Source organism: Streptomyces violens (genome assembly GCF_000717745.1).
In the GTDB taxonomy this organism is placed as follows: Bacteria; Actinomycetota; Actinomycetes; order Streptomycetales; family Streptomycetaceae; genus Streptomyces; species Streptomyces violens.
This window is the reverse complement of the sequence record NZ_JOBH01000007.1, coordinates 183,401-196,521: the sequence shown is the minus strand read 5'-3', so window position 1 is coordinate 196,521 and position 13,121 is coordinate 183,401. Positions and strand designations below refer to the sequence as shown.

The following is a 13,121-nucleotide window of genomic DNA, read 5'->3' as shown; positions in this document are numbered from 1 at the left end:
CTGGGTCACCGACCGCACCCGGTACTGTCCATCTCGATGGACAAGACCCTGATCGTCACCAACGACTTCCCGCCCCGCCCCGGCGGAATCCAGGCATTCCTGCACAGCATGGCCCTCCGCCTCGACCCGGAGCAGGTCGTCGTCTACGCGTCGACCTGGAAGCGCAGCGCGGACGGCCTCGCGGCGACGGCGGCGTTCGACGCCGAGCAGCCGTACCCCGTCGTCCGGGACCGCACCACGATGCTGCTGCCCACCCCCCGCGTCACCCGCCGCGCAGCGGCCCTGCTGCGCGAACACGGCTGTACGTCGGTGTGGTTCGGCGCCGCGGCCCCGCTCGGCCTGATGGCGCCCGCGCTGCGCAAGGCGGGCGCGCGCCGGATCGTGGCCACCACGCACGGCCACGAGGCGGGCTGGGCACAGCTCCCGGGCTCGCGGGAGCTGCTGCGGCGGATCGGCGAGGGCACGGACACGATCACGTACCTGGGCGAGTACACCCGCTCCCGGATCGCGCGGGCGCTGACCCCCGCGGCCGCCGGGCGGATGGTCCAACTGCCGCCCGGCGTGGACGAGGAGACCTTCCACCCCGGCTCCGGCGGCTATCAGGTACGGGCCCGCCTGGGGCTCGCCGGCCGCCCGGTCGTGGTGTGCGTGTCCCGGCTCGTGCCGCGCAAGGGCCAGGACACCCTGATCGAGGCTCTGCCCCGGATCCGCGAGGCGGTGCCGGACGCGGCCCTGCTGATCGTCGGCGGCGGCCCGTACGAGAAGGACCTGCGCGCCCTCGCGGAGACCCGCGGCGTCGCCGACGACGTGTACTTCACCGGCGCCGTCCCCTGGGAGGAGCTGCCCGCGCACTACGGCGCGGGCGACGTCTTCGCGATGCCCTGCCGCACCCGGCGCGGCGGCCTGGACGTGGAGGGCCTGGGCATCGTCTACCTGGAGGCGTCCGCCACCGGACTGCCGGTCGTGGCGGGCGACTCCGGCGGAGCCCCGGACGCGGTGCTGGACGGCGAGACCGGCTGGGTGGTGCCGGGCGGCTCCCCGGCCGCTGCCGCCGACCGCATCATTCCCCTCCTCCAGGACCCGGACCTGCGCCGCCGCATGGGCGAGCGCGGCCGCGCCTGGGTCGAGGAGAAGTGGCGCTGGGACCTGCTGGCGGAGCGCCTGAAGGAGCTGCTGTAGCACCTGACGACAAGGTGGCCGGCCCGGAGTCCCGGACCGGCCACCTGTCGTACCTCTACGGCATCAGCCCCGGTACAACGCCTCGATGTCCTCGGCGAAGTCCTTCGCGACCACATTGCGCTTGAGCTTCAGGGACGGGGTGACATGCCCCGACTCCTCGGTGAACTGGGTCGGCAGGACGCGGAACTTGCGTACCGACTCGGCGCGCGAGACCGCCGCGTTGCCGTCGTCCACCGCGCGCTGGACCGCGGCCAGCAGCTCCGGGTCCTCGGCCAGTTCGGCGGCGCTCTTGCCCACCTTGCCGTGCTCGGTGGCCCAGCGCGGCAGGAACTCCTCGTCCAGGGTGACCAGCGCGCCGACGAAGGGCCGGCCGTCGCCGACGACCATGCACTCGGCGACCAGCGAGTGCGCCCGGATGCGGTCCTCGATGACGGCGGGGGCGACGTTCTTGCCGCCGGCCGTCACCAGGATCTCCTTCTTGCGCCCGGTGATGGCGAGGTAGCCGTCCTCGTCCAGGGTGCCGATGTCGCCGGTGTGGAACCAGCCGTCGGACAGCGCGTCCGCGGTGGCCTGTTCGTTGTTCCAGTACGTGGTGAAGAGGTGCTCGCCGTGCAGCAGGACCTCACCGTCGTCGGCGATGCGGACGACGGAGCCGGGGAGCGGCTGGCCGACCGTGCCGATCTTCTGCCGGTCCCAGGGGTTGAAGGCGGTGGCGGCGCAGGACTCGGTCAGGCCGTAACCCTCCAGGACCGTGAAGCCGATGCCGCGGTAGAAGTGGCCGAGCCGCTCGCCCAGCGGCGCGCCGCCGGAGATCGCGTGCGTGGCGCGGCCGCCGAGCACGGCGCGCAGCTTGCCGTAGACCAACCGGTCGAAGACCTTGTACTTCAGCTTCAGGCTCATCGACGGGCCGGCCGGGGTGTCCAGCGCGCGGCTGTAGGCGATCGCGGTGTCCGCGGCCTTGTCGAAGATCTTGCCCTTGCCGTCGGCCTGCGCCTTCGCCCGCGCGGTGTTGTAGACCTTCTCGAAGACGCGCGGGACGCCGAGCACCATCGTCGGCTTGAACGCGGCCAGTTCGTCGGTGAGGTGCTTGATGTCCGCGACATGGCCGAGCTTGATGGGGGCCATGACCGAGGCGACCTCGACCAGTCGCCCGAAGACGTGCGCGACCGGGAGGAAGAGGAGGACGGAGGAGTCGCCGGTACGGAAGAGGGGGCGCAGCCGCTCGACGACGTTGCCGCACTCGGCGAAGAACGCGCGGTGGCTGAGGACGCAGCCCTTGGGGCGGCCCGTCGTGCCGGAGGTGTAGACGATCGTGGCGGGGGAGTCGGCGTCGGCGAGGGCGCTGCGCGCATCCACCTCCTCGTCCGGCATCCCGTCGCCCGCGGCGTGCAGCCGGGCTATCGCGTCCCGCTCGATCTGCCAGATGTTGGCGAGCGCCGGGAGCCGGTCGCGCACGGACTCCACCGCGGCCTCGTGCGCGGGGGTCTCCACCAGGCAGGCCACCGCGCCGGAGTCGCCCAGAATCCACTGGATCTGCTCGGGGGAGCTGGTCTCGTAGACGGGGACGGTGACCGCGCCCGCGCTCCAGATGGCGAAGTCCAGCAGCGTCCACTCGTAGCGGGTGCGGGACATCAGGCCGATGCGGTCGCCGGGACCGATACCGGAGGCGATCAGGCCCTTGGCCACGGCGCGCACCTCGGCGAGGAACGCGGCGGCGGTGACGTCCTGCCACTGGCCGGCGACCTTGCGGCCGATGACCGCGACATCGGGGTGCTGCGCGGCATTCCGGCGGATGAGATCCGTCAGGTTGCCGTCCGCGGGGACCTCGTACAGGGCCGGAAGGCTGAACTCGCGCAAGACTGCTGCTCCTCGGTGGCGCCGGCGTCACCACGCGGTGCGTCAGGCCGGCTGCGGTCCATGATCAGGCAAAGGGGATTGGACTGCCCGGACGTTACCCATCGGTATGCCTTCGGGGATAGGGGGTCCCGCCCAGATGTTTTATGCGTCACACACATCCGGACGGCTCTCGCGAAGCGTAGTCCAGGCATTTGGTGACTCGGAAGTAACCGCAGGTCGGCGGGGTCTCCCGGCGCCAGGCCCCGGGGCTTAATCTGAGCCGTATGCGCGTACATGTGGTCAGTGACGTACACGGCAACAGCCGGGACCTCGCCACCGCGGGGGACGGGGCCGACGCCCTGGTCTGCCTCGGCGACCTGGTCCTCTTCCTCGACTACGCGGACCACTCACGCGGCATCTTCCCCGACCTCTTCGGTACCGAGAACGCCGACCGGCTCGTCGAACTGCGCACGGCCCGCCGCTTCGAAGAGGCGCGCGAGCTGGGCAGACGGCTGTGGGCCGGGCGGGACAAGAACGCCGCCATCGAGAGCGCGGTACGCAAGCAGTACGCCGAAATGTTCGCCGCGTTCCCCACTCCGACGTACGCCACCTACGGCAATGTCGATCTGCCCGGTCTTTGGCCGGAGTTCGCCGGTCCCGGCACCACCGTCCTGGACGGCCAGCGGGTGGAGATCGGCGGCCGGGTCTTCGGCTTCGTCGGCGGCGGCCTGCGGACCGCTATGAACACGCCCTTCGAGATCAGCGACGAGGAGTACGCCGCGAAGGTCGAGGCGGTCGGCGAGGTGGACGTGCTGTGCACCCACATCCCGCCCGACGTCCCCGACCTCTGCTACGACACCGTCGCCCGCCGCTTCGAACGCGGCAGCCGCGCCCTCCTCGACGCCATCCGCCGCACCCGCCCGCGCTACTCCCTCTTCGGCCACGTCCACCAGCCACTGTCCCGGCGGATGCGGATCGGCCGGACGGAATGCATCAATGTCGGGCATTTCAATGCCACCGGGACGCCGTTCGCGCTGGAGTGGTGACCCGCGGGCCCTCGTCGGGCTCCGTGCACCCGTGCCGTACCGGGCCACGCACGCCTACCGCGGGTCGGGGCGGCCCCCGCCGCGCGGTAGCCTTCAGCAGCAGGGTCGGACACGGTCGTCCGCACCGTCCGGACACGGGCCCACGAGTCGGCGCACCGGCACGAATCGGCATGGAGGAGTCACGGCGATGGCCGAACACACCAGCTCTAGCATCACGATCGAGGCGGCACCCGCCGATGTGATGGGAGTGATCGCCGACTTCGACCGCTATCCGGAATGGACCGGTGAGGTCAAGGAGGCCGAGGTACTGGAGAAGGACGACCAGGGCCGCGCCAAGCAGGTCCGGCTCGTGCTGGACGCCGGCGCCATCAAGGACGACCACACCCTCGCCTACACCTGGACCGGCGAGCACGAGGTCGCCTGGTCGCTCGTCAAGTCCCAGATGCTGCGCGCCCTGGACGGCTCGTACACGCTGAAGCCCGCCGAGGGCGGCAAGCACACCGAGGTCACGTACCAGCTCACCGTCGACGTCAAGATCCCGATGCTCGGGATGATCAAGCGCAAGGCCGAGAAGGTCATCATCGACCGCGCGCTGGCCGGCCTGAAGAAGCGCGTCGAGAGCGGCGCCCCGGGCGCCTCCGACGAGGCCGCGAGCCGCTGAGCGTGCGCACGGTCCTCGTCACCGGTCCCGGCGGCGCGGGCCGCACCACCGTCGCCGCCGCCACCGCCCTCGCGGCGGCCCGGCGGCAGCAGCGCGTCCTCTTCCTCACCCTGGAGAGCGGCGTCCCCGAGGCCGTCCTCGGCACGCCGTTGACCGGCGAGCCCACCGAGGCCGCGCCCGGCCTGTGGGCGGTCCGGGCCGACACCGCCGACCACTTCCGCCGCGAGTTCCTGGCCTTCCAGGAGCGTGCGGGGGCCGCGCTCGACCTGCTCGGCGCCACCCCGCTGGACGAGGACGAGCTCACCGAACTCCCCGGCGCGGAGATCTTCGCGCTGCTGCACGCGCTGCGCGCCGCGCACGAAGCCGGCGCCTGGGACCTGGTCGTCGTCGACCTGCCGCCCGCCGACCGGGCCGTCCGGCTGCTCGCCCTGCCCGAACAGGCCCGCCGGGGCCTGCGCCGGCTGCTGCCCGCCGAGCGGCAGGCGGCCCGCGCGCTGCGCCCGGTACTCGCCCAGCTCGCCGGGGTGCCGATGCCCGCGCAGAAGGTGTACGAGACCGCCGCGCGCTGGGAGCACGAACTCGCCGCCGTGCAGGCGGTCATCGAGGACCCGGGCACCAGCGTGCGGCTGGTCGTCGAGCCGGGCCCGGCCGGCGCCGCCGACCTGCGCACCGCCCGCGCGGGCCTCGCCCTCTTCGGCCACCGGCTGGACGCCGTGATCGCCAACCGGCTGCTGCCCGCAGCCTCCGCCGACCCGTTCCTGGCCGGGCTCTCCGGCCAGCAGCAGGCGGCCCTGAAGGAGCTGCGGGAGGAGTTCGCCGGGGTGCCGGTGCACGAGGTGCCGCACCTGGGCCGCGATCCCCGCGGGACGGCGGAGCTGGCAGAGCTGACCGGGCCGATCAGCGAGCCGGACGGCGCGGGGGACGGTGCGGGGGACGGCGGTACGAGCCGGGCCGACCTCGCCGGGTCCGTGGTGGACCGTCTCGCCGAGGACGGGCTGCTGATCTGGCGGCTGCCGCTGCCCGGCGCGGCCCGGGACAGCCTCGGCCTGGTCCGCCGCGGCGACGAACTGATCATCACGGTCGGCCCGTTCCGGCGCATCCGTACGCTCCCCTCCGCACTGCGCCGCTGCACCGTCTCCGGCGCCGGGCTGCGCGACGGGGTGCTGCACGTCCGCTTCACCCCCGATCCGGAGCTGTGGCCCCGAGAGCGCGGTGGGCCGGCCGGCCCGTGAACGGAAGGTGCTGGTCCCGGGCTTCCGGGGCCGACAGGTACCGCCATTCCGGTAACGTCGGAAGCACCCGCACTCCGACGTACCGCCGCCAGGAGCCCGTCATGACCGATGACACCGAGCGCCCCGCCGACAACCCGCACGGGACGGACCACAACGCCTGGGAACAGGCCTGCGCCGAGGACCTGGCAGCGGAGCGGGCCCGCCGCCGCGCCGAGTACGGCCGGCAGCCGGGCAGCGCCGCCGAGGAGCTGCGCAAGCTCGCCGAGGCCGTCACCGACAAGCTCGCCGGCATCCAGCTGCCCGGCGCGGTCGGCGGCGTCGCCGCGAAGGGCGCGGTCGACCACCTCCTCCGGCAGGCCAGGGCCGCCGTCGAGCCGGTCATCGAGCGCAACCCCGACGTCTTCGACCACCTCGCGGCGGCCGGCTCCGAGCTGCTCGCCGCCTACCGCTCCGCCGTCGAGGCGGGCGAGCGGCGCTGGACCCAGGGCGCGGCCGACGGCCGGGACGCCACGGCGCGCGGTCCACAGGCGGAGGACCCGGAGCGGCCCGGCAGCGGACGCGACGACGAGGGCCCGGCCGGCGCGGGCGGCAGCGAGCGCATCGACCTCGACTAGGCCGCCTCCGGCCCGACAGGTGTCCGCCTGGTGATCCATTGGCCTCCGGTGGGCCCCCGGCTCCGGTACGGTTGTCCGTTGGCGGGGTTCGACCGGAAAACTGAGGGACACATGGGACTCACCATCGGCGTCGACATCGGCGGCACGAAGATCGCGGCCGGCGTGGTCGACGAAGAGGGCACGATCCTCGAGACGTGCAAGGTGCCGACCCCGCCGACCGCCGCGGAGCTGACCGAGGCCATCGCCGACGCGGTCCGTACCGTCGGGGCCGACCACCAGGTCGAGGCCGTGGGCATCGGCGCCGCGGGGTACGTCGACGAGAAGCGCGCCACGGTGCTCTTCGCCCCGAACATCAACTGGCGCCACGAGCCGCTCAAGGACAACGTCGAGCAGCGCGTCGGCCTCCCCGTCGTGGTGGAGAACGACGCGAACGCCGCGGCCTGGGGCGAGTACAAGTTCGGCGCCGGCCAGGGCCACAGTGACGTCATCTGCATCACGCTCGGCACGGGCCTCGGCGGCGGCATCATCATCGGCAACAAGCTGCGCCGCGGCCGCTTCGGCGTCGCGGCCGAGTTCGGCCACATCCGGGTCGTGCCCGACGGCCTGCTCTGCGGCTGCGGCAGCCAGGGCTGCTGGGAGCAGTACGCCTCCGGGCGCGCGCTCCTGCGGTACGCCAAGCAGCGCGCCTTCGCGACCCCGGAGAACGCCAAGGTCCTGCTGAGCCTGGGCGACGGCACCTCCGAGGGCATCGAGGGCCGGCACATCAGCGAGGCCGCGCGCCAGGGCGACGCGGTCGCCATCGACTCCTTCCGCGAGCTGGCCCGCTGGGCCGGCGCGGGCCTGGCCGACCTCGCCTCGCTCTTCGACCCGTCCGCCTTCATCGTCGGCGGCGGCGTCTCCGACGAGGGCGAACTGGTCCTGGACCCGATCCGCAAGTCCTTCCGCCGCTGGCTGGTCGGCAACCAGTGGCGCCCGCACGCCCAGGTCCTCGCCGCCCAGCTCGGCGGCAAGGCAGGGCTCGTCGGCGCCGCCGACCTGGCACGCCAGGGCTGAGCGGTGGTGGCCGAGCGCCCGGAGACCGCGGCCGGGTTCCCGCAGTCCGTGACCGAGTCCGACGGCTCCGCCGTCGTCCGGGTGCTCAGCTACAACATCCGCTCGATGCGTGACGACCGGGCGGCGCTCGCCAGGGTCATCCGGGCCTGCGCCCCCGACGTCGCGCTCATCCAGGAGGCGCCGCGCTTCTTCCGCTGGCGGAAGGCCGCGGCGGCCCTGGCCCGGGGATCGGAGCTGGTGTACGCCACGGGCGGCGCGACCGCCTGCGGCCCGATGATCCTCACCTCGCTCCGCGCCCACGTGGAGCGCGCCGAGGACGTCCTGCTGCCGAAGACCCCCGGCCTGCACCGGCGCGGCTTCGCGACCGCGGTGCTGCGCATCGGGGGAGCGCGGCTCGGCGTGCTCAGCGCGCATCTGAGCCTGAGCGCGGCGGAGCGGTACGAGCAGGCGGGGCTGCTCCTGGAGCGGCTCGCGCTGCTGGACGCGCCGCACGCGGTGGCCGGCGGCGACGTCAACGACCGGCCCAAGGGCCGCAGCTTCCGGCGGCTGGCCGGCTCCCTGACGGACGCCTGGCAGGCCGCGCCGTGGGGCGGCGAGTACACCTCCACGCCGCACGATCCGCACCAGCGCATCGACGGCGTCTTCACGACCTCCGGCGTGGAGGTCCTGGCGTGCGGCGTACCGATCGACCTGCCGGGCGTACGGGAGGCGGACCTCTTGGCGGCCTCCGATCACCTGCCGGTACTGGCAGCGCTTCGGGTGCCGACCAGCGCCCCGTAAGGGGCGCGGGGAACTGCGCGACCGGCCACGATGGCGGAACAGCCGTCAGACGACCGCACCGCTCCCGGGCGGCCGGGGTTCGTCGTCATCATCGCCCTTCATACGGGCGAAAAGCGTCGCGAAACCGCCCAGGAACCCGCCGATCCCCAGCGTGGTGATCCACCACGTCACCGGCTGCTGCAGGATCATCATCAGGATCAGCAGCAGCGGCCCGCCCAGCACCGCGATCCAGGCGAACTTGGTCGTCACGTCGGCCTGTGGCAGCGGCGGCGGCTCGGGCGGGGTGAAGTGGCCCTCGTCGTCCTCGTCGAAGTCTTCGTCGGAGGGCTCGTCGGCCGACCAGTCGCGAGGCCCGGCGCTCGGCCCGACGCCCGGCGCGTACACGATGAAGCTGCCGGGCCGGTCACCGGAGGCGTCCCCGGGCCGGCCGGCGGAACCGCTCTCCGGCCGCTCGGCGGGCGGCGCGTCACCGGCCGCCTCGTCACCGGCACCCGGCTGCGGCGCCTCGGCCGTCTTCTCCCGCGCCGCGTCCGGACCTTCCTCCGGCTTCTTCTCCAGGCCCAGCCCCTTCTCCCAGTTCTCCAGGCCCTTCTCCAGGTCCAGGTCCGTCACCGGGCGCTCCGGTTCCCCGGCCTCCGGCCGCACCGAGACGGGCGCGGACGGCCGGTCCTCGGGCGCGGGAAAGGCCGGCTCCTCCCCGTAGGAGGCCACGATCTCTGCCCAGGCGGCGTCCTCGTCCAGAGGATCGCGCGGGTCACGCTCCCCCACTGGTGGTCGTCCCCTCCCCCTTCACGGCCGGTGCGAGGCGGGCGATGAAGTCGTAGGTGTCCTCGAAGATCTGCTCGGCGTCGTGGTCCAGAGTGGCGACGTGATAGCTGCGCTCCAGCAGCTTCTGCCGCAGGTCCTTGGACGAGACCCGGCTCATGATGCGTTCGGAGTCGGCGGGCGGCACCACATGGTCCTGCGGGCTGGTCATCACCAGCAGCGGCTGGGTGACCTGCGGCAGCTCGGCGTCCACGAGGCGGAAGAACTGCCGTACGGAGTGCGCGGCGTGCAGCGGTACCCGGTCGTAGCCGGTCTCCATCGCGTTCGCCTGGCAGATGTCGCTGGTCAGGCCCCTGGTCGTACGGACGAGATGGCGCAGCACCGGCAGCAGCGGGGCCGCCGCGTCGTGCACCTTGTTCGCCGGGTTCACGACGGCCACGCCGCTGATCGCGTCGCCGTGCCGGGCGGCCAGCCGCAGCGACAGCGCGCCGCCCATGGACAGGCCGCAGACGAAGACCTGGTCGCACTTGTCGGTCAGCGCGCGCAGCTCGCGGTCCACCTCCGCGTACCAGTCCTGCCAGGTGGTGACCTGGAGGTCCTGCCAGCGGGTGCCGTGGCCGGGCAGCAGCGGCAGCGAGACGGTGAGGCCGCGGGCCGCGAGGTACTCGGCCCAGGGGCGGACGGACTGCGGGGAGCCGGTGAAGCCGTGACAGACGAGGACGCCGACCCGACCGCCTTCATGGCGGAACGGCTCGGCCCCGGGGAGGAGCGGCACCGGAGGACTCCGTTCGGTAAAGGGAAAGCGTGCGTAATAGAAGCAAGGAAGAGCGCCGGCCTGCGGCGAGAGCTGGTAACTGCAGGGTACGCAAAGCCCAGCCGCCCGGATAGGTCCGCAGGGAAGGGTGTGCCGTGCGGGGTGCGGCCGCGGCACCACGCACGGTGAGGAGGCGGGCCGCCGCGCGGGTTAAGGTCTTTGCGTCGGACCAAGAAGGAGTGGCGTTGATCTACGGCGCAATGAAGTTTTCCATCGGCAACTCGCTGAAGCTGGCGTTCCGCCCCTGGGTCGAGGGCCTGGAGAACATCCCCGCCGAGGGGCCCGCGATCCTGGCGAGCAACCACCTGTCCTTCTCGGACTCCTTCTTCCTGCCCGCGGTGCTCGACCGGAAGGTCACCTTCATCGCCAAGGCCGAGTACTTCACCTCGCCCGGCGTGAAGGGCAAGCTGACCGCCGCGTTCTTCAAGGGCGTGGGCCAGCTTCCGGTGGACCGCTCCGGCGGGCGCGGCGCCGGCGAGGCGGCGATCAAGAGCGGTATCGAGGTCATCGAGCGCGGTGAGCTCTTCGGCATCTACCCCGAGGGCACCCGCTCGCCCGACGGCCGGCTCTACCGCGGTAAGCCGGGCGGCCTCGCGCGCGTCGCGCTGGCCACGGGCGCCCCGGTCATCCCGGTCGCGATGATCGACACGGAGAAGGTGCAGCCGCCCGGCAAGGTCGTGCCGAAGATGATCCGGCCCGGCATCCGCATCGGCAAGCCGCTGGACTTCAGCCGGTACCACGGCATGGAGGGCGACCGCTTCATCCTGCGGTCGGTCACCGACGAGGTCATGTACGAGATCATGAAGCTGTCGGGCCAGGAGTACGTCGACATCTACGCGACCGCGGCCAAGCGGCAGATCGCCGAGGCCGCCAAGAAGCAGGCCGAGGCGGAGAAGGCGGCGAAGAAGTCCGGGTCCGGCGCTTAGCCGGCCGGCGAGGGGGTGGGCCAGATGACAGCGGAGGACCGGATACCGGCCGTGGCGGCGGGGACGGCGAGCACGACGGCGGCGGAGGAAACGGCCGAGGGGGCCAAGGCGCGTGCCCGCCAGCCGCGGGTGCTGCGGATGTCCGTCGAACTCCCGCTGTGGCGGGCGCTGACGGGGTACCGCGTGCTCACCCTGGTCTACGCCGTGGTGATCTTCTCCCTCAACTACACCGAGTACGCGCACCCGTTGGGCGGCGCCGCGTACATGGCGGCGCTCACGGTATGGATGGTGCTGACCTGGCGCTGCACGACCTCCGCGGAGCGGTGCAGCCGCCGCTTCCTCTTCGGTGACCTCGCGTTCGCGGTCGCCGGCATCCTGCTCACCCCGCTCGTCGACACGCACGCGCGCATCGTGGGCGGCGCGCCCACGCTGCCGTCGATATGGACGGCCGGCGCGGCGCTGGGCTTCGCGATCAAGGGCGGCTGGCGCTGGGCGGCGGGTGCCTCCTCGGTGGTGGCGGTCGCCAACCTGGTGGAGCGCCAGGAGTTCGCCCGCGACACCGTTCACAACGTGCTGCTGGTGTGGGTCGCGAGCGTGGCGATCGGTTACGTCGTCGAGGTGGCCAGGGCCAGTGAGCGCACTCTCGCGCGCGCCCTGCAGATCGAGGCGGCCACCCGCGAGCGCGAGCGGCTGGCCCGCGACATCCACGACAGCGTGCTCCAGGTGCTGGCGATGGTGCAGCGGCGCGGCGCCGCGCTCGGCGGCGAGGCGGCGGAGCTGGGCCGGATGGCGGGCGAACAGGAGGTCGCGCTGCGCACGCTGGTCTCCAGCGGGCTGGTGCCCGCGAAGCGGCAGGCGACGGCTCCGGACGCGGCGGGCACGGCAGGTACGGAAGGTACGGCGTACGGGGCCGGCGAGGTGGACGGGCCCTCGTACGGGGACAACTGCGTGCCCGAGGGACAGGAGGCGCTCGCCGACGAGCCGTGCGACGTGCGGGCGCTGCTCGCGCCGCACGCGGGCGCCGGGGTGACCTTCTCCGAGCCGGGTGCTCCGGTGCTGCTCCCCGCTGCCCGTGCGGCGGAGCTGTCCGCCGCTGTCAGTGCCGCGTTGGACAATGTACGGGTGCACGCGGGGCCCGATGCCCACGCGTGGATCCTGGTCGAGGACGAGCCGGAGGAGGTGCTGGTGACGGTGCGGGACGACGGCCCGGGCATCCCCGAGGGCCGGCTCGCCGACGCCGAGCGCGAGGGCCGGCTCGGGGTGGCGCTCTCCATCCGGGGGCGGCTGCGGGACCTCGGCGGCCGCGCCGAGTGGATCTCGGTCCCCGGCCAGGGCACGGAGGTGGAGCTGATGGTTCCCAAGGGCGGGGCGCCCGAGGGCGGACGACGGGCGAAGGCAGGCGCATGAGCGAGCCGCAGGGCGTGAAGGTCATGGTGGTCGACGACCACCCGATGTGGCGGGACGCGGTGGCCAGGGACCTGGCCGAGGCCGGGTTCGACGTGGTCGCGACCGCGGGCGACGGTCCGCAGGCGGTCCGCAGAGCTCAGGCGGCCGGGCCCGACGTGCTGGTCCTGGACCTCAACCTCCCGGGGATGCCGGGCGTCGAGGTCTGCCGCGAGCTGGTCGGCGCCAACCCCCGGCTGCGGGTCCTGGTGCTCTCCGCGAGCGGCGAGCACGCGGACGTGCTGGAGGCCGTGAAGTCCGGCGCGACGGGCTATCTGGTCAAGTCCGCCAGCACGGCGGAGCTGATCGAGGCGGTCCGCTCCACCGCCGTCGGCGACCCGGTGTTCACCCCGGGCCTGGCCGGGCTGGTGCTGGGGGAGTACCGCCGGCTGGCGAGCGACCCGGCCCCGGCCACCGCGGACGAGCCGGGCGCGCCCCGGCTCACCGACCGCGAGACCGAGGTGCTGCGGCTCGTCGCCAAGGGCCTCTCGTACAAGCAGATCGCCGAGCGCCTGGTCATCTCGCACCGCACGGTGCAGAACCACGTCCAGAACACCCTCGGCAAGCTCCAGCTGCACAATCGGGTCGAGCTCGTCCGGTACGCGATAGAGCGCGGCCTCGACACGCCCTGAGCGGCCCGGTACGCCCTGAGCCCCCGGCACGGACCGCTCGTACGAGTGAACGGCACGGCACCGACTCCCCGGAAAATCACCGGAATCAGCCCCTTGCCCCTCTCCTGAGTGACCTGGATCACCATTAGCGTGACCCGCGT

13 protein-coding genes are annotated in these 13,121 nt (G+C 73.1%); 10 read left to right on the top strand and 3 right to left on the bottom strand.

The genetic code is table 11. The features are described 5' to 3' along the window. Nucleotides 1-36: 36 nt before the first annotated feature. Nucleotides 37-1,179 carry a glycosyltransferase family 4 protein gene (locus tag IF04_RS0115520; RefSeq protein ID WP_030256673.1) on the top strand — a complete coding sequence of 381 codons (1,143 nt, stop codon included), beginning with the start codon at nucleotides 37-39 and terminating at the stop codon, nucleotides 1,177-1,179. Nucleotides 1,180-1,242: 63 nt separating this feature from the next. On the opposite strand, the gene IF04_RS0115515 is transcribed toward IF04_RS0115520, so the two are convergent. After that, a complete protein-coding gene (locus IF04_RS0115515) occupies nucleotides 1,243-3,036 on the bottom strand; it encodes an AMP-dependent synthetase/ligase (RefSeq protein ID WP_030256670.1) in 1,794 nt (597 codons plus the stop codon). A 263-nt stretch (nucleotides 3,037-3,299) separates the two neighbouring features. On the opposite strand from IF04_RS0115515, the gene IF04_RS0115510 reads away from it, so the two are divergent. The 6 genes from IF04_RS0115510 to IF04_RS0115485 all read left to right on the top strand — a co-directional run bounded on the left by IF04_RS0115510 (nucleotide 3,300) and on the right by IF04_RS0115485 (nucleotide 8,401). Further along, complete coding sequence (locus IF04_RS0115510; protein WP_030256666.1) at nucleotides 3,300-4,061, top strand: metallophosphoesterase family protein; 762 nt, start codon at nucleotides 3,300-3,302, stop codon at nucleotides 4,059-4,061. A gap of 187 nt (nucleotides 4,062-4,248) precedes the next feature. Further along, on the top strand, nucleotides 4,249-4,722 hold the full coding sequence (locus IF04_RS0115505) for an SRPBCC family protein (protein ID WP_030256663.1): 474 nt from the start codon (nucleotides 4,249-4,251) through the stop codon (nucleotides 4,720-4,722). 2 nt (nucleotides 4,723-4,724) lie between these two features. Further along, nucleotides 4,725-5,954: an ArsA family ATPase gene (locus IF04_RS0115500; protein ID WP_030256660.1), complete on the top strand. Its 1,230-nt coding sequence runs from the start codon at nucleotides 4,725-4,727 to the stop codon at nucleotides 5,952-5,954. 101 nt (nucleotides 5,955-6,055) lie between these two features. After that, on the top strand, nucleotides 6,056-6,568 hold the full coding sequence (locus tag IF04_RS0115495; RefSeq protein ID WP_030256657.1) for a DUF5304 domain-containing protein: 513 nt from the start codon (nucleotides 6,056-6,058) through the stop codon (nucleotides 6,566-6,568). A gap of 111 nt (nucleotides 6,569-6,679) precedes the next feature. Beyond that, nucleotides 6,680-7,621: an ROK family glucokinase gene (locus tag IF04_RS0115490; RefSeq protein ID WP_030256655.1), complete on the top strand. Its 942-nt coding sequence runs from the start codon at nucleotides 6,680-6,682 to the stop codon at nucleotides 7,619-7,621. 6 nt (nucleotides 7,622-7,627) lie between these two features. Continuing rightward, nucleotides 7,628-8,401, top strand: a complete 774-nt coding sequence (locus tag IF04_RS0115485) for an endonuclease/exonuclease/phosphatase family protein (protein ID WP_030256652.1) — start codon at nucleotides 7,628-7,630, stop codon at nucleotides 8,399-8,401. Between the two features lie 45 nt (nucleotides 8,402-8,446). Here IF04_RS0115485 and IF04_RS0115480 read toward each other — a convergent pair whose 3' ends face one another. Further along, nucleotides 8,447-9,169 (bottom strand): hypothetical protein, encoded by a 723-nt coding sequence (locus IF04_RS0115480; RefSeq protein ID WP_030256649.1) that lies wholly within the window; start codon nucleotides 9,167-9,169, stop codon nucleotides 8,447-8,449. Beyond that, nucleotides 9,156-9,941, bottom strand: a complete 786-nt coding sequence (locus IF04_RS0115475) for an alpha/beta hydrolase (RefSeq protein ID WP_030256647.1) — start codon at nucleotides 9,939-9,941, stop codon at nucleotides 9,156-9,158. The genes IF04_RS0115480 and IF04_RS0115475 overlap by 14 nt, the downstream gene beginning before the upstream one ends. A gap of 239 nt (nucleotides 9,942-10,180) precedes the next feature. Here IF04_RS0115475 and IF04_RS0115470 point away from each other — a divergent pair, with 239 nt between their 5' ends. The 3 genes from IF04_RS0115470 to IF04_RS0115460 all read left to right on the top strand — a co-directional run bounded on the left by IF04_RS0115470 (nucleotide 10,181) and on the right by IF04_RS0115460 (nucleotide 12,981). After that, nucleotides 10,181-10,906, top strand: a complete 726-nt coding sequence (locus IF04_RS0115470) for a lysophospholipid acyltransferase family protein (RefSeq protein WP_030256644.1) — start codon at nucleotides 10,181-10,183, stop codon at nucleotides 10,904-10,906. 138 nt (nucleotides 10,907-11,044) lie between these two features. Then, entirely contained in the window at nucleotides 11,045-12,313 is a 1,269-nt protein-coding gene (gene macS, locus IF04_RS0115465; protein ID WP_037959640.1) for a MacS family sensor histidine kinase, read from the top strand. Next, nucleotides 12,310-12,981 (top strand): response regulator, encoded by a 672-nt coding sequence (locus tag IF04_RS0115460; RefSeq protein ID WP_030256637.1) that lies wholly within the window; start codon nucleotides 12,310-12,312, stop codon nucleotides 12,979-12,981. The genes macS and IF04_RS0115460 overlap by 4 nt, the downstream gene beginning before the upstream one ends. The last annotated feature ends 140 nt before the right edge of the window (nucleotides 12,982-13,121 follow it).